Genomic DNA, 16,298 nt, shown 5'->3' on the forward strand with positions numbered 1-16,298 from the left:
AAAGGGTTTACAGCTATCGTTTTTTTTGAGGCCCTCACGGGGTTGCTGATGGGTTTCGGTTCAGAATCGGCGGATGCCCGACGCCGCGCTGACGCAGCCCCCACCTATCCCTGATGCCCCGGCGCCAGCCCCACCGGTGCGCCTGGAGGGGCTGCCGCCGGTGGTGTCCGCGGGCACGGTGGTGCTGGTCCTCGGAAGTTTTCCGGGGGCGGCCTCCTTGCGGCTGCGCCAGTATTACGCGCACCCACAGAACCATTTCTGGAAGATCTTGCAAGCGCTTTGGCCCCAGCACCCCTTGCCGCCTGCGGGAGATGGCGGGTATGCCGCACGCTGCGACTGGCTGCTGGCACGGGGGCTCGGCCTCTGGGATGTATATGAAAGCTGCGAGCGGGAAGGCAGCCTGGACACCAGCATCCGCAATGCGCGGGTCAACGACTTTGCGCGATTGCAGGTGGCGTGTCCGCAGCTTGCCGCCGTCGCCCACAATGGTGGCGAAAGCTTCAAGCACGCCCCGGCGGTGCTGAACAGCTTTCGCAACCCCCGCGCTGCGGCGCACGATGGTGTGCTACCCGAAGGGCTATGGGGTACAGGTTCCGAGCCTGGTCCCGCCTGCTCCATCGCTTCGCACCGCTTGCCCTCGACCAGTCCGGCCAACGCCTCCTGGAGTTTTGAACGCAAATTGGCCGCCTGGGCGGCGCTGATGTCGGCCCACCGCCTGCTTTGACTGTTGTGAATGACCCGCAAAAAAGAAAAACCGCAAGAACTGCCTGAAGTCAGCGTCTCGGATGACAGCGAAGTCCGCCATCTGCACCTGGGTACACCCTGGATCCAGGGCTCCATGCGCATAGCCGAGCCTTTTGTGCTGGAGCTGGAGTATGTACAGCGCATGATGGCGTGGCTTCTGTTTGCCGACCCGGCGCTGGTGTCCAAGGGCCACGCCATGCAACTGGGGCTGGGGGCAGGGGCCATCACCAAGTTTTGCCACAAGAAGCTGCGCATCTGCACGACAGCCATCGAACTCAACCCCCAGGTGCTGGCGGTGTGTCGGCAGTGGTTCAAGCTGCCGCCCGACGGCCCCAAGCTGCGCGTGGTGCTGGCCGATGCGGCGAAAGAGATCCAGAACCCCATGTGGCAGGGCACCGTGGACGCGCTGGCCGTGGATCTGTACGACCACGAGGCAGCCGCCCCCGTGCTGGACAGCCCCGATTTTTACGCCGACTGCCGGGGGCTGTTAACCGAAACGGGCTGCATGACGGTCAACCTGTTCGGCCGAGCATCGAGCTTTGACCGCAGCCTGCAGAGCATGGCGGCGGCCTTTGGGGACAAGGCACTCTGGGCCTTCAAGCCCACCCGGGAGGGCAACACGGTGGTGCTCGCCCAGAAAACACCCACGCGCCCCAAGCGCGCGGAACTGGCAGAACGCGCCGAAGCCATCCAGGCGCGCTGGGATCTGCCCACGACCAAGTGGCTGCGGGCGTTCAAGCCCGTGGTGGCCTGAGAGGCCATCCACCGCACTGCATGGCCCCAATCTGGAAAGGTTCTTGATGAAAACATCCTTGGTTTCCCCGGACAACAAGACAACCCGGCCCTACGTCGGCCCGGTGGACTGGCGGCGCATGGTGCAGTGGCTCAGCGATGACGAGGTCATCGCCCCCGAAGAAGCGCAACGCACCATCGCCCGCTGTTCACAGGCCGAGAGCTCCCAGCACGCGCTGGTACGCCTGGCCAACGTGGCGATGGAGCGTGCCAGCGATGGCAAGCCGTTGGACATCGAGGCGTTGTCTGAATACCTGGCCAAGCGGGCGGGCCTGCCTTATTTGCGCATCGATCCGCTCAAGGTGGACGTGGGGCGCGTGGCCGAAACCATGAGCGCCACCTACGCAGAGCGCCACAAGGTGCTGCCCGTGCAGGTGACCACGAAGGAAGTGGTGGTGGCGACGGCCGAGCCGTTCATCGACGATTGGGTGGCCGAGGTGGAGCGGCAGTCCCGGCGCACGGTCCGCCGCGTGGTGGCAAGTCCCCTGGACATTCACCGGTTTACCGCCGAGTTTTTTGCCCTGGCCAAGTCGGTGCGTGCCGCACAGAAGGCGGGCGGCAATTCCGGGGGCAGCAGCTTCGAGCAACTGGTGGAACTGGGCAAGAGCAACAAGCAGCTCGACGCCAACGACCAGGGCGTGGTCAAGGTGGTGGACTGGCTCTGGCAGTACGCTTTCGACCAGCGTGCCAGCGACATCCACCTGGAACCACGGCGCGACCAGGGCGTGATCCGCTTTCGCATTGACGGGGTGTTGCATCCGGTCTACCAGATGCCCATGGGGGTGCACAACGCCATGGTCTCGCGCATCAAGCTCCTGGGTCGCATCGACGTGGTGGAAAAGCGCCGTCCGCAGGATGGCCGCATCAAGACGCGCAACCAGCGCGGGGACGAAGTGGAAATGCGCCTTTCCACCTTGCCCACGGCGTTTGGCGAGAAGATGGTCATGCGGATCTTCGACCCGGACAACGCCGTCAAGGACCTCGACGCCCTGGGCTTTGCCCAGCACGATGCCGAGCGCTGGGAAGGCCTGGTCAAGCGCCCGCACGGCATCATTTTGGTGACGGGGCCCACCGGCTCGGGCAAGACCACCACGCTGTATTCCACCTTGAAGCGGGTGGCGACCGAAGAGGTCAACGTGAGCACGGTGGAAGACCCGATCGAAATGATCGAGCCCAGCTTCAACCAGACCCAGGTGCAGCCCCAGCTCGATTTCAATTTCGCCGAAGGCCTGCGTGCCCTCATGCGCCAGGACCCCGACATCATCATGGTGGGCGAAATCCGCGATCTGGAGACGGCCGAGATGGCCATCCAGGCCGCACTGACCGGGCATCTGGTGTTCTCCACGCTTCACACCAACGACGCACCGTCCGCCATCACCCGCATGATGGAGCTGGGAGTCCCGCCCTATCTGCTCAATGCCACGCTGCTCGGGGTGCTGGCCCAGCGGCTGGTGCGTACGCTGTGCAAGCAATGCAAACAAAAGGACGACACGGCGGAACGCGAGACGCTGATGGCCGTGGTCAAGCCCTGGAAACTCAGTGGCGGCTACCACCCGTACAAGCCCGTAGGCTGCGTGGATTGCCGCATGGGGGGCTACCGTGGGCGCATGGGCCTGTATGAGCTGCTGACCGTCACCGAGGCACTCAAGGAGAAGATCAACCAGGCGCCCTCGATCGACCAGCTGCGCCGGCAGGCCGTGCAGGATGGCATGCGGCCCCTGCGCCTGGCGGGCGCGCTGCGGGTGGCAGAGGGGCTGACCACCCTGGATGAGGTGATTTCCGCCACACCCCCCCTGGAATAGGGACGGCGGTCGTCTCCTTGGATCTGCGCCAGCCGGGAACCGGGGCAAGCGTTACCGGATGTAGGTGGAATCCACATCCGCACGGACCCTGGTTGCCCGCACAATCGCGCAGTCGAGATTCCGCCAAGGAGACAATTCGTGAAAATCAAAAGTCAAAAAGACTTCTTTGCCGGCCTCATGTTCATGGGGGTTGGTGTAGCGTTTGCGTGGGGTGCCACCACGTACAACGTCGGCAACGGTGCCCGCATGGGCCCGGGCTACTTTCCCCTCTTGCTGGGTATCTTGCTGGCCATCATCGGCAGCGCGATCACCTTCAAAGCCACCACGGTCGAGACCCAGGATGGCGACAAGATTGGAAAGTGGGCCTGGAAGCCGCTGTTCTTCATCCTGGCTGCCAACTTCGCGTTCGGCATCCTGCTCGGCGGCCTGCCCAGCCTGGGCATTCCGGCGATGGGCCTCATCGTCGGCATCTATGCACTGACCTTCATTTCCAGCCTGGCTGGCAACGAGTTCAATGCAAAGGCCGTATTCGTGCTGGCCACGGTGCTTGCCATTGGCAGCTACGTGGCATTCGTCTGGGCGCTCAAGCTGCAGTTCCCTGTGTGGCCGAGTTTCATCACGGGTTAAGCAGGAGCACCGACCATGGATCTTATTAACAACCTATCGCTGGGTTTTGGTGTCGCGTTCACCTTCCAGAACCTGATTTACTGTTTTGTCGGCTGCCTGCTGGGGACGCTGATTGGCGTGCTTCCTGGCATTGGCCCCGTGGCGACCATCGCCATGCTGCTGCCTGCCACCTACGCGCTGCCTCCCGTGGCTGCGCTGATCATGCTGGCCGGCATCTATTACGGCGCGCAATACGGCGGCTCCACCACCGCCATTCTGGTCAACCTGCCGGGCGAATCGTCCTCGGTGGTGACCGTGATCGACGGCTACCAGATGGCGCGAAAAGGCCGAGCGGGGCCGGCGCTGGCGGCGGCGGGCCTCGGTTCGTTCTTCGCCGGTTGTGTGGGTACGCTGATCCTGGCGGCCTTCGCGCCTCCGCTGACCGAAGTGGCCTTCAAGTTCGGCCCTGCCGAATACTTCTCGCTGATGGTGCTGGGCCTGATCGGTGCCGTGGTGCTGGCCTCGGGTTCGCTGCTCAAGGCCGTGGCCATGATCGTGCTGGGGCTGCTGATGGGCCTGGTGGGGACCGACGTGAATTCGGGTGTGGCCCGCTTCAGCTTCGACATCCCTGAACTGACCGACGGTATCGGCTTTGTGACCATCGCCATGGGCGTGTTCGGTTACGGCGAAATCATTGCCAACCTCTCGCGTCCCGATGATGAGCGCGAAGTGTTCACTGCCAAGGTGGAGGGCCTGTTCCCGACCAAGGAAGACTTCAAGCGCATGATCCCGGCGGTGCTGCGTGGCACGGCACTGGGTGCGGCGCTGGGCATCCTGCCCGGTGGCGGCGCGCTGCTGGCAGCGTTTGCGGCCTACACGGTCGAGAAGAAGACCAAGCTCAAGCCCGGCGAAGTGCCCTTCGGCCAAGGCAACATCCGTGGTGTGGCGGCTCCCGAGTCGGCCAACAATGCCGGTTCGCAGACGTCCTTCATCCCGCTGCTGACGCTGGGCATTCCCCCCAACGCCGTGATGGCGCTGATGGTGGGTGCGATGACCATCCACAACATCCAGCCTGGCCCCCAGGTGATGACGAGCAACCCCGAGCTGTTCTGGGGCCTGATCGCCTCGATGTGGATCGGCAACGCCATGCTGATCATCCTGAACCTGCCGTTGATCGGCATCTGGATCAAGCTGCTCACCGTGCCTTACCGCTGGCTGTACCCTTCCATCGTGCTCTTTTGTGCGGTGGGTGTGTATTCCACCAACAACAATACGTTCGACATCTGGATGGTGGGTGCGTTCGGCCTGATCGGCTACATCTTCTACAAGCTGGGTACGGAACCTGCACCTTTGCTGCTCGGTTTCATCCTGGGCCCGATGATGGAAGAGAACCTGCGCCGCGCGCTGCTGCTGTCGCGTGGTGACTGGAGCGTGTTTGTGACGCGTCCGCTGTCGGCGGGCCTGCTGGCTGCCGCTGCACTGCTGCTCGTCATCGTGCTGCTGCCTTCGGTGAAGAGCAAGCGCGAGGAAGCGTTCGTCGAAGACTGACGGCGCCTCTTTTTCATCCGACTCCAGAACAGCGGCACCTTCGGGTGCCGTTGTTTTTTGGAGATCCTGATCGGCGGAACACCTTGGGTGCCAGTACACAATGGCGGGCAAGAGGCCCGCATGTCCACTCCATTCCATTTGCCGCAGCATCCCCACCGGGCGATGTTGCACAACGAAATCCACGCCCGTCCGCCCGAGGCCATGACGGCCCCCCTGGCCATTGCACACATCGTGATGCTGGCCGATGCCGCAGGGCGTGAAGCGAGCCGGGCCCATGTGGCGGCCCTTTTGCGTGATCACCACCTGGCGTTGCCCGATGCGAGCACCACCCACCTGCGCATGGACCTGGGGGCCTACCGCATGCGCTGGGAGCTGCATACCGAGTTTGTTTCCTGGACCTTCATGGTGCCCATGGCGGCGGACGCCTTTGGCGAGCGGGAGCCTGCCAGCGCCGCAGACGCCGTGCCCCGCGAGTGGCTGGCGGCGTTGCCCGGACATTGCCTGTGCAGCCTGAACCTCTGGGTGCTGCCCACGCACACCTTTGGCTCGGGTTCGCTGGTCAAGCATGTGCTGCATGAGGACACACTGGTGGCCTCCACGGTGGCCGATGGGCATGGCGAGGTCTACACCGACTTTGCGATCCACGCCGATGGGTTCTCGCGCATGGTGCTGCTGGCGGGCGGCATGACGCAGCGCCGCCTGGGTCGCTTGGTGCAGCGTCTGCTCGAAATCGAGACCTACCGCATGGCAGCCCTGCTGGGTTTGCCCGCCGCGCGCGAGGCGGCCAGTGTGCTGGCCTTTGCCGAACGCGAACTGGCAGAGCTGGCTGACGCCATCCGCACCGCCAACCGCGATGCCGAGCCTGCACTGCTGGACCGCCTGACCCGCCTGGCCGGGCAGGTGGAGAGCCAGTATGCGGCCACACATTCGCGCTTCTCGGCCAGCAGTGCCTACTTCGAGCTGCTGGACCGCCGCATCCAGGACATTGCCGAGTCGCGCCTGGCCGGCATGCAGACAATCCGGGAGTTCATGGATCGGCGCCTCACGCCCGCACGCAGCACCTGCGAATGGGCGGCGCGGCGCCAGGATGCGCTCTCGCAACGTGTCTCGCGCATGAGCAACCTGCTGCGCACCCGGGTCGAGATTGAGCAGCAGCAAAGCAGTCAGGCACTGCTGACCACCATGAACCACCGGCAGGATTTGCAGCTGCAGATGCAGTCCACGGTGGAAGGGCTGTCGGTCGCGGCCATCACGTACTACATCGTGGGCCTGGTGAGCTACCTGGCAAAAGGCGCGCAGAAGCTCGGTTGGCCCCTATCGCCCGAGACCACTGCGGCCATCGCGATTCCGGTGGTGGCGGTGGCCGTGTGGTGGTCGCTGAGGCGATTGCACCACCGGGTCTTCCGGAAGCACGGCTAGAAGAGAAGGCCACAAAAAGGGCCGCTAAAGACCCTTTCCACCACCTCGCAGGGCATCGCGCCAGGGGGGGTTGGCATGGGCTGGGTCCAAGCCCGACGGGCGTGCATGCCCATGCCGTGTGCCTCCTGCACGCACATGGGGCGCGGCCCATAATGGCCCGATGCACTTCAGCTACACCCCCTCCTATGCCAGCACCCGCCTGCCGGTGTTTGCGCGCAATGTCGTTTCCACCTCCCATCCGCTGGCGGCCCAGGCGGGCTTGCGCATGCTGCAGCAGGGCGGCAATGCCGTCGATGCCGCCGTAGCCGCCGCTGCGGCCATGACGATCTGCGAGCCCGTGAGCAACGGGCTGGGCAGCGATGCGTTCTGCATCCTGTGGGACGGGCAGGCCTTGCAGGGGCTCAATGCCTCCGGCCGTGCGCCAGCTGCGTGGACACCGGAATACTTTCACAGCCGTTACGGCAAGGGTCAAGTCACACCCCCCAAACGCGGCATGGATGCCGTCACGGTGCCGGGGGCTGTCAGTGCCTGGGTCGCCCTGTCCGAGCGCTTTGGCAAGCTGCCTTTTGCCGATCTGATGGAGCCCGCCGCCGAGATTGCCGAGCGTGGCTATCTGGTGCCGGTGGTGGTGCAGCAGAAATGGGCGGCTGCAGTGCCGGAGCTGCAGTCGCAGCCGGGGTTTGCGCAGAGCTTCATGCCGCGTGGGCGTGCGCCGCAGGTGGGCGAGCTGTTCCAGTTAGCAGCCGCAGCCCGTGCACTGCGCGCCATCGGTGCTACACAAGGGCAGGCGTTCTACACGGGCGAAATTGCCCAGGCACTGGTGGCCTTCTCCAAGGCCCAGGGCGGCAGCCTGACGCTGGCGGATCTGGCAGCGCATCGCCCTGAGTGGGTCACCCCCATTGCCCGCAACTACCGGGGCTATACCCTGCACGAGATCCCGCCCAACGGCCAGGGCATCGCGGCGTTGATTGCGCTGGGCATCCTGGACCAGTTCGATCTGGCCGCGCTGGCGGTGGATGGCGCAGCGTCCCAGCATCTGCAGATCGAGGCCATGAAACTCGCGTTTGCCGATGTGTACCGCTATGTGGCCGAGCCATCGTCCATGGAGGTGACACCCGCGCAAATGCTCGATGACGCGTACCTGGCGTCCCGTGCCAAACTCATCGACATGAACCAGGCGCAGGATTTTGGGGCAGGCAATCCGGTCAAGGGCGGCACGATCTATCTAACGGCGGCCGACGAAAACGGCATGATGGTGAGCTTCATCCAGAGCAACTACATGGGCTTCGGCTCGGGGTGTGTGGAGCCCACCTTTGGCATCAGCCTGCAGAACCGGGGTCAGGCGTTCAGCACTGATCCCCAGGGGGCCAACCGTGCCAATCTGGTAGCCCCAGGCAAGCGGCCGTTTCACACCATCATCCCTGCCTTCCTCACACAAAACGGCCAGCCGGTGATGAGCTACGGCGTGATGGGCGCCAACATGCAGCCGCAGGGCCACATGCAGACCCTGGTGCGCATGCTGGACTACGGCCAGAACCCACAGGCGGCGTGCGACGCACCGCGCTGGCGCTTCAATGAAGGGCTGTCGATCAATGTCGAAGCTGCCATGCCTGCGGCCACGGTGCAGGGCCTGCTGGGCCTGGGGCACCGCATGGAGGTGATCCAGGACTCCTACCAGGACTTCGGCGCCGGCCAGTTCATCTGGCGCATGGGCGACCCCAAGGTGCAGGGCTATGTGGCCGCCAGCGATCCGCGCCGCGACGGCCAGGTGGCGGGGTATTGACCGGCTGCCGCCAAATCAGGATTTGAAGAAAAAGTGGCTCCATCGCAATCTGAACAAGCGCAAGCAGCTACAAAAAGAGTAGCAACCGGTCTCGCCCTGGCCCTGCTGGGCTCCATCGCCTTCAGCGGCAAGGCCATCATCGTCAAGCTGGCGTACCGCCATGGTGTTGATGCGGTTACGCTCATCATGTACCGCATGCTGTTTGCGCTGCCCATCTTTGCCGTGATGGCCTGGTGGGCCAGCCGGGGCAAGCCCCCACTGACCCTCAAGGACTGGCTGGGCGTGCTGGGCCTGGGGTTCACGGGCTACTACCTGGCGAGTTTTCTGGACTTTGCCGGGTTGGCGTACATCAGTGCCAGCCTGGAGCGCCTGATCCTGTATCTCAACCCCACGCTGGTGGTGATGCTGGGCTGGGTGCTGTACCGGCGTGGCATCCACTGGGGGCAGGCGGTGGGCATGCTGATCAGCTACTGCGGCGTGGTGCTAGTGTTCGGCCATGAGGCCAACCTGCAGGGCGCCAACGCAGCCTGGGGCACCCTGCTGGTGTTCCTGAGTGCGGTGAGCTACGCCATCTACCTGGTCTACAGCGGAGAACTGGTGCGGCGCCTGGGTTCGCTGCGGCTTGTGGGCTTGGCCACCACCGTGGCGTGTCTGCTCTGCCTGTTGCAGTTTGTGGTGCTGCGGCCCTTCAGTGCTGCCGTGGTGGCGCCCGAGGTGATCTGGCTGTCCATCCTCAACGCCACGCTGTGCACGGCCGCACCCGTGCTCATGGTGATGATGGCGATCGAGCGCGTGGGCGCTGGCATGACCGCGCAGACCGGCATGGTGGGGCCGCTGTCCACCATCCTCATGGGGGTCTGGATTCTGGGCGAGCCGTTCACGGTGTGGGTGGCTGCGGGCACGGCACTGGTGATCACGGGGATCTTTGTGTTCACCCAGCTGGCCCGCCGCCAAGCGCCCTGACCTGGCTGCGCAGAGCGGGTGCGCCGCTCTCCTTTGGGGTGCCTTATCCCGCCTTCTTCGCCGCCGCAGGCCGGGCAGAGGGTGCCGGTGCAGGAGCATTGGCAGGTGCGTTGCCACCACCCAGGCGCTGCGCAATCGATGCGCGCGATCCGCCCAGCCCGTCGAGCTGGCGGCCCATGGATTGCTCCAGGTAGTCCAGGCGGGCCTGTGCGGCGGGGTGTGTGGACATCGTCAGCGTGAACATCGGGTTGTCCGGTGTCACGGTGCGCAGTTGCTGCAGCACCGAGACAAGGCCGTAGGGGTCAAAACCCGCCTTGGCTGCCAGCGACACACCGGTGCGGTCCGCCTCGAATTCGTCGGACTGGCTCAGCCCCTTGGTGTAGACCGTGCGGAACAGCGACAGCAGCTGGTCCTTGACGAGCTGGCCGGCCACGTTGCTGGTGCGGATCTGCGAGGCCAGCAGCTGCGTGCCGACCCCTGCCATGGCGCTTTGCCGGATGGCCTGCAGGTGGTGTTTGGAGGTCACGTGCGTGATCTCGTGCGCCAGAATGCCCGCCAGCTCGGACTCGTCGGCGCAGCGGTCGATGAGCCCCTTGGTCACGAAGACATAGCCGCCCGGCGCTGCGAAGGCGTTGTAGCCGCTGTCATCGAGCACCACGAAGGTCCAGGGCAGGCCGGGGCGCGATGACTGCAGGCTGACCCAGCGGCCCAGGCGGTTCACGTAGCGCTGCAGCGCCATGTCCGGGTGGGCGGGCTTGGCCCCCAGCAGCAGGGCGGCCAACTGGCGGCCGATCTCGATTTCCTTGGTTTCGTCGATGTTCTCCATCGACTGGGTCAGCAGGCTGATCAGATCGTCACCCTGTCCTGCCGAAGCGGGTTTGCCGCCTGTGACGGCAGAGCCGATGCCGCCGCCCAGCGAGTTCAGCAGGTTCATCACGTTCTGGCTGTAGGCGGCCAGCGGGGCTGCTGCCAGTGCCGCGCACAGGGCGGCTGTTCGGGCACAGCGCTTCCATGGGGGAGTTCGGGTCATGTGCATCTCCTCAATTGGGGCTGTAGTTGGGGTCGGACGGATTGCCGGAGCCGCTGCCCGACTTGCTGCCGCTGGAGGTCGGCAGGGACGGCTGGGCCAGTGCGGGTACATCGCGGGCGTTCAGCGACGCCGAGCTGGCGAACTGGCGTGCCTGGTCAGCATTGACCCGCAGGCCCTCTGCCCGGCCGACGGCGGCGGGGTTGGGCTGTGCGTTGGCGATGTCTTCGGCACCCAGGCCACGAATACCCACCGTGGAGGTGGCGGTGGTGGTGGTGCCGCTGTTGCCGCCAAACAGTCCGCCCAGGCCCCGCAGGCCGCTGGTGGTGGCATTGTTGGTGGGCGTGGCCGAGCCCGATTGTGGGCCCAGGTCAAACATGTGGACCCAGCCGGTGGCGCCTTGCTGTGTGCTCACCTTGGTCCAGGGGCCCTTGCGCTCGTTGCTGCGTGTGACCACCGTATTGGCCTCCAGTGGGGCCACGCTGGCGCCGCTGTCGGCGGGAGCGTCGCGCAACTGGGTGGCGCGCTTGACCACGGCAGCCTCCTGCGCGTGTGCGCCACCCGCCAGGGGTGCTAATGCGGCCAATGCCAGCCAGGTGGCCAGGGCTCCGCGGTGCAGCCAGTTCATGTTGCAGCTCTCCACTTATGATGATTTGTGAATGCTGCGGGTCGCAGCACCAGAACCGGAGATTGTTATGGATTTGGGTATCGCAGGCAAATGGGCGCTCGTGTGCGGCGCGAGCAAGGGATTGGGCTACGGCTGTGCGCTGGCCTTGGTGCGCGAGGGCGTCAACGTGGTGATCAACGCCCGCAATGCAGAGGCGCTCGATCAGGCAGCTATTAAATTAATAGCTGAAAATTCAATACCATCAAGCGCTGGTGGCCTGAATGGCTCAAAACCAAAGGTGCTGGCGGTTGCCGCCGACATCACCACGGCCGAGGGGCGCGCTGCCGTGTTCACCGTGGCCGGTGGTCCGGGCCGCGACTTCGACATTGTGGTGACGAATGCCGGCGGCCCGCCCACGGGCGACTTCCGCGACTGGGACCGCGACGCATGGATCAAGGCCGTGGATGCCAACATGCTCACCCCCATTGAACTGATCAAGGCCACGGTGGACGGCATGGCTGCTCGGGGCTTTGGCCGCATCGTCAACATTACCTCCAGCGCAGTGAAGGCGCCCATCGATATCCTGGGCCTGTCCAATGGCGCGCGCAGCGGGCTCACGGGCTTTGTGGCGGGGGTATCGCGCAGCAAGATCGCCGCGCGGGGCGTCACCATCAACAACCTGCTGCCCGGTAAGTTCGACACCGACCGGCTGGCCGCCACCGTGACTGCCGCCGCAGGCAAGGCGGGCAAGAGCGTGGACGATGTGCGCACCGCCCAGCAGGCGCAGATCCCGGCCGGGCGGTATGGCACGGCACAGGAGTTCGGTGCCATCTGCGCCTTTTTGTGCAGCCAGCAAGCGGGCTACATGACCGGGCAGAACGTGCTGGCGGACGGCGGCGCGTATCCTGGCACCTTCTGACTCGGGCTGGGCTTGCCAGCCACGCGCGTTGCCACGCCGCGTGGCGTTTTGCCGACAGCTTTCGCCGCCGAGGGGGAAAACTTGGTAAAGAATGGTGCCCCAGCACTCCAACCCGAAAGTACCGGAACATGACACTGTGCATCCATCCCCCGGGCGGCCTTCCAGATCCTTGTGAACTCCACGAGTGCCGCTGGGTGTCTGGCCATATTCCGGGTGCCGATGGTGCGCTGTGGGGGCCATCTGCGGTTCCCGGGTTAGAGCGCCAGAACTTGCCATGCTGCAGACACCCGCTGTGATTTCCCGCCTTCGCCACCGTGTTGCGCCGCTTTGCGCTGCGTTGGCCTTCCTGGGCTGCCTGCCACAGGCGGTGGCGCAAACAGCAGCAACTCCAGCGGTGGCCCCGGTGCCTTACAAGCTGCGCATCGTGGGTGGCCTGGCCAGCATCAACCAGTACATCCGCCAGGAAGAGCCGTTCTGGAGCAAGGAGCTGTCGCGCATGAGCGGCGGCCGGTTCGACGCTGAAATTGTCCCCTTTGACCGCGCCGGTGTGCCCGGCACTGAAATGCTGCGCCTGCTGCAGCTGGGCGTGGTGCCTTTTGGCACGACGCTCATGAGTTCATTCACGGCCCAATACCCCGAGTACACGGCGCCCGATCTGGCAGGGCTCAACCCCGACATCGCCACGCTCAAGTCCACGCTGGCGGCGTTTCGCCCTTATCTGGAGAAGAGCCTGCGCGACCAGCACGGTGTGGAGGCCCTGGCCGTGTATGTGTATCCGGCGCAGGTGGTGTTTTGCAAGAAGCCCTTGCGCGGGCTGGCTGACCTGGCCGGGCGCCGCACCCGGGTGTCGTCTTCCACCCAGGCCGATTTTGTCGGGGCGCTTGGCGGCATCCCCGTGCTGACGGGTTTCGCACAGATCGTGCCCAGCCTCACGGCGGGCAATACCGAATGCGCCATCACCGGTACCATGTCGGGCAACACGCTGGGCCTGCCGACGATGACTTCGCATGTGCACGCACTTCCCGTGACATGGGGGCTGGCGGTGTTTGGCGCCAACCAAGCCGCCTGGGAAGCGCTACCGCCCGATCTGCGGGCGCTGCTGCGGCGCGAGCTGCCCCGGCTGGAGGCCGCCATCTGGGAGGAGTCCGAGCGCGAGACCTCCGATGGCATGGCTTGCAACCGTGGCGTCCCGGCCTGTGTGGGTGGCCGCAAGGGCAGCATGGTGGTGGTGCCGGTGTCGGCCCAGGACGAGCGCAGCCGCCAGGAGATCCTGGCCTCCACCGTGCTGCCACGCTGGGTGCAACGCTGCGGGGCCCGTTGTGCCCAGGTGTGGAACCAGACGATCGGCCCCGTTCGCGGCCTGGTGGCGGCCCCTGCGAAATGAGGGAGACCACGACCCCGCGGCGCATCAGGGCCTTTGTATGGGCCGGAGCGGCGGTGTTCATGGCAGCGGTGGTGATGGTGTCCGCCGCGCTGGTGTGGAACGCCCGCAAGGTGGCGCTGGACGACTACGAAGCCCAGGCCACCCGTTTTGTGGCGGGCGCCGAGGCGGCGCTCAACCGATCCTTGCTGTCGGTGGACGTGCTGCTGGCCAGCATGGATGAACTGCTCGGCCTGTCGGGCTCCATGAGCGACTGGATCGACCCCGACGTGGCCAGCCAGCGGTTGCGCAGCTCGGCCCGGCAGAACCTGATGGTGCGCTACGTGGCGCTGCTGGATGCGAAGGGCAAGACCATTGCCTCCTCCGATGCCGCTGGCAGCGCGCTGTCGCTGCAGCTGCCCCCGGGGTTTTTGTCGGCGGTGCTGGAGCAGCCTGTGTCCACGCTGATGATCAGCCCGCCGGTGGTGAGCTTTGCCACCGCAGAGCGCGTGCTGTACTTCGCCCGCCACCTGCGCATGGCCGACAGCGCCCGTGTGGTCGCCATTGCCGAACTGCCGGTGGGAGCCCTCAGCTCGGTGCTCGTCCAGGGGGTGGACATCACAGGCCTGCAGGTGACGCTGGAACGCGCGGGAGGACTGCTGCTGCTGAGCGCGCCCAACCGCGAAGAGGCCATCACGCCGATGTTGTCCCCGCCACTGCATGAAGTGGCTGCCATGGGGCAGGAGTGGAAGGCCCCGGCCCGCTTGAGCGGCGAACCCGCGCTGGTGGTCTACCGGCCCATCCTGTACCAGGACCTGCGAATTTCTGGGAGCATTCCGTTGCGCGATGCGCTGGCGGGCTGGCGCGATCAGCGCGACGCCATCGCCCTCACGGGGCTGTTGTTTGTGGCCATGATCGTGGCGGCGGGCAACCTGGCGCTGCGCTACCTGCACCGCATGTCCCAGGCGCGCCTGGCCATTGCGCAATCCAAGGCCACGCTGGACCAGGCGCTGGAATCCATGGTGAGCGGTTTTGTGCTGCTCGACGGCGAGCAATGCGTGGTGCAGTGGAACAGCCGGTTCGAGGAAATTTTCCCTTGGTTGCGCACCGTGATGGCGCCGATGGTGCCGTTTCGGCGTGTGATGGAGGAGACCTCCCGGCACCACCTCCCGCGCGCCAGCGAGGAAGAACGCATGCGCTGGGTGGAGATGCGGCTGCTCAAGCAAAGCCAGCACCTGGAGCCCCACGAACAGGTGCTGCCCAACGGCCGCACGATCCAGATCACCGAACGGCCCACGCCCGAGGGCGGGCTGGTCATCACCTACCACGACGTGACGGCCCTGCGCCGGGCCAGTGCCGAGATCGAAAGCCTGGCCTTCTACGACCCGCTGACCAACCTGCCCAACCGCCGGCTGCTGATGGACCGCATGCAGCAGGTCATTGCCGCCAGCGTGCGCAGCGGGCAGTACGGGGCCTTGCTGTTTCTGGATCTCGACCATTTCAAGACATTGAACGACACCCTGGGCCACGAAGTGGGCGACATGCTGCTGCGCCAGGTGGCCGAGCGCCTGAAGACCTGCGTGCGCCGCGAAGACACCGTGGCGCGCCTGGGGGGCGATGAGTTCGTCGTCATGCTGCACGAGCTGTCGTTGCACAGTGAAGAAGCGGCCGCCAACGCGCGCCGCGTGGGCGAGAAGATCCTGCGCACGCTGAACATGCCGTACACACTGGGTGCACACATCCACCACAGCACGCCCAGCATTGGCGCCACGCTGATGGGGGGTGCGCTGCAGCCCTCGGTCGATCTGCTCAAGCAGGCCGACATCGCCATGTACCAGGTCAAGTCGCAGGGGCGCAATGCGCTGTGTTTTTTTGACCCGCAGATGCAGATCGCCATCAGCGTGCGTGCACAGCTGGAGGGGGACCTGCAGGCCGCCCTGACCGCGCGGCAGTTTGTGCTGCACTACCAGCCCCAGTTCCACCAGGACGGGCGCATTGTGGGCGCCGAGGCGTTGATCCGCTGGATCCACCCCGAGCGCGGCCTCGTCGCGCCGGGCGCCTTCATCGGCGTGGCGGAGGAGAGCGAGCTCATCGTGCCCATGGGCCACTGGGTGCTGCGCACCGCGTGCGAGCAGCTGGCAGCGTGGGAGAACGATGCCCGCTACCGGCATGTGCAGCTGTCGGTCAACGTGAGCGCCCGGCAGTTCCGCCAGCGCGACTTCGTGGCCCGCATCGTCGAGGTGCTGCGCGAAACCGGGGCGCGGCCCCACCTGCTCAAGCTGGAGCTGACCGAGTCGCTGGTGCTGGACAACGTGGACGACACCATTGCCAAGATGGGCCTCCTCAAGACCAAGGGCGTGCGCTTTTCAGTGGACGACTTCGGCACGGGCTATTCGTCGCTGGCCTACCTCACGAGGTTGCCGCTCGATCAGCTCAAGATCGACCAGTCCTTCGTGCGCAACCTGGGCGTGCGGCACACCGATGACGTGATCGTGCAGACCATCATCGGCATGGCCCGCAACCTGGAGCTGGATGTGATTGCCGAGGGGGTGGAAACCTCGGAGCAAAAGGCCTTGCTGGCGGACTACGGATGCCAGCTTTTCCAGGGTTATTTGCTGGGAATGCCTGGTCCGGTGGCCGATCTGGAAGCGCTGCTGCGCCGCGTTGCCGACGAGGCTCCCGTGGATTCGTCTGCAACCGGGGGCTCGCCCCAGCGCTGACGCCCGGC

At 65.4% G+C, this 16,298-nt stretch carries 13 protein-coding genes; 11 read left to right on the plus strand and 2 right to left on the minus strand.

Features of this window, described 5'->3' with window-relative positions; all coding sequences use genetic code 11:
* Positions 1–73: 73 nt before the first annotated feature.
* From IB243_RS06325 to IB243_RS06360, 8 genes are all read left to right on the plus strand, one after another.
* A complete protein-coding gene (locus IB243_RS06325; RefSeq protein ID WP_192425823.1) occupies positions 74–724 on the plus strand; it encodes a DNA-deoxyinosine glycosylase in 651 nt (216 codons plus the stop codon).
* A gap of 9 nt (positions 725–733) precedes the next feature.
* Positions 734–1,498: a hypothetical protein gene (locus IB243_RS06330; protein WP_010463406.1), complete on the plus strand. Its 765-nt coding sequence runs from the start codon at positions 734–736 to the stop codon at positions 1,496–1,498.
* A 46-nt stretch (positions 1,499–1,544) separates the two neighbouring features.
* Complete coding sequence (locus IB243_RS06335; protein ID WP_010463408.1) at positions 1,545–3,338, plus strand: GspE/PulE family protein; 1,794 nt, start codon at positions 1,545–1,547, stop codon at positions 3,336–3,338.
* A 138-nt stretch (positions 3,339–3,476) separates the two neighbouring features.
* Positions 3,477–3,965, plus strand: coding sequence for a tripartite tricarboxylate transporter TctB family protein (locus tag IB243_RS06340; protein ID WP_010463410.1), 489 nt, complete (start codon positions 3,477–3,479; stop codon positions 3,963–3,965).
* Positions 3,966–3,980: 15 nt separating this feature from the next.
* Complete coding sequence (locus tag IB243_RS06345) at positions 3,981–5,492, plus strand: tripartite tricarboxylate transporter permease (protein WP_010463412.1); 1,512 nt, start codon at positions 3,981–3,983, stop codon at positions 5,490–5,492.
* Positions 5,493–5,612: 120 nt separating this feature from the next.
* Positions 5,613–6,911, plus strand: a complete 1,299-nt coding sequence (locus tag IB243_RS06350) for a DUF3422 family protein (protein WP_057226568.1) — start codon at positions 5,613–5,615, stop codon at positions 6,909–6,911.
* Positions 6,912–7,071: 160 nt separating this feature from the next.
* Entirely contained in the window at positions 7,072–8,694 is a 1,623-nt protein-coding gene (locus tag IB243_RS06355; RefSeq protein ID WP_225584772.1) for a gamma-glutamyltransferase family protein, read from the plus strand.
* A 33-nt stretch (positions 8,695–8,727) separates the two neighbouring features.
* Complete coding sequence (locus tag IB243_RS06360) at positions 8,728–9,657, plus strand: DMT family transporter (protein WP_192425825.1); 930 nt, start codon at positions 8,728–8,730, stop codon at positions 9,655–9,657.
* Between the two features lie 43 nt (positions 9,658–9,700).
* Here the strand turns inward: IB243_RS06360 and IB243_RS06365 are convergent, their stop codons facing one another.
* The gene (locus IB243_RS06365; protein ID WP_225584773.1) at positions 9,701–10,687 is read right to left on the minus strand and encodes a M48 family metallopeptidase; all 987 of its coding nucleotides are present in this window, start codon (positions 10,685–10,687) and stop codon (positions 9,701–9,703) included.
* Positions 10,688–10,697: 10 nt separating this feature from the next.
* Positions 10,698–11,312 (minus strand): SH3 domain-containing protein, encoded by a 615-nt coding sequence (locus tag IB243_RS06370; RefSeq protein WP_010463423.1) that lies wholly within the window; start codon positions 11,310–11,312, stop codon positions 10,698–10,700.
* Between the two features lie 67 nt (positions 11,313–11,379).
* Here IB243_RS06370 and IB243_RS06375 point away from each other — a divergent pair, with 67 nt between their 5' ends.
* From IB243_RS06375 to IB243_RS06385, 3 genes are all read left to right on the plus strand, one after another.
* A complete protein-coding gene (locus tag IB243_RS06375) occupies positions 11,380–12,210 on the plus strand; it encodes an SDR family oxidoreductase (RefSeq protein ID WP_057226573.1) in 831 nt (276 codons plus the stop codon).
* A 274-nt stretch (positions 12,211–12,484) separates the two neighbouring features.
* Positions 12,485–13,594 carry a TRAP transporter substrate-binding protein gene (locus IB243_RS06380; RefSeq protein WP_225584774.1) on the plus strand — a complete coding sequence of 370 codons (1,110 nt, stop codon included), beginning with the start codon at positions 12,485–12,487 and terminating at the stop codon, positions 13,592–13,594.
* 59 nt (positions 13,595–13,653) lie between these two features.
* The gene (locus tag IB243_RS06385) at positions 13,654–16,290 is read left to right on the plus strand and encodes an EAL domain-containing protein (protein WP_225584775.1); all 2,637 of its coding nucleotides are present in this window, start codon (positions 13,654–13,656) and stop codon (positions 16,288–16,290) included.
* Positions 16,291–16,298 lie beyond the last annotated feature (8 nt).

The sequence above is a fragment of the Acidovorax sp. ACV01 genome (genome assembly GCF_014851495.1).
Taxonomy (GTDB): Bacteria; Pseudomonadota; Gammaproteobacteria; order Burkholderiales; family Burkholderiaceae_C; genus Acidovorax; species Acidovorax radicis.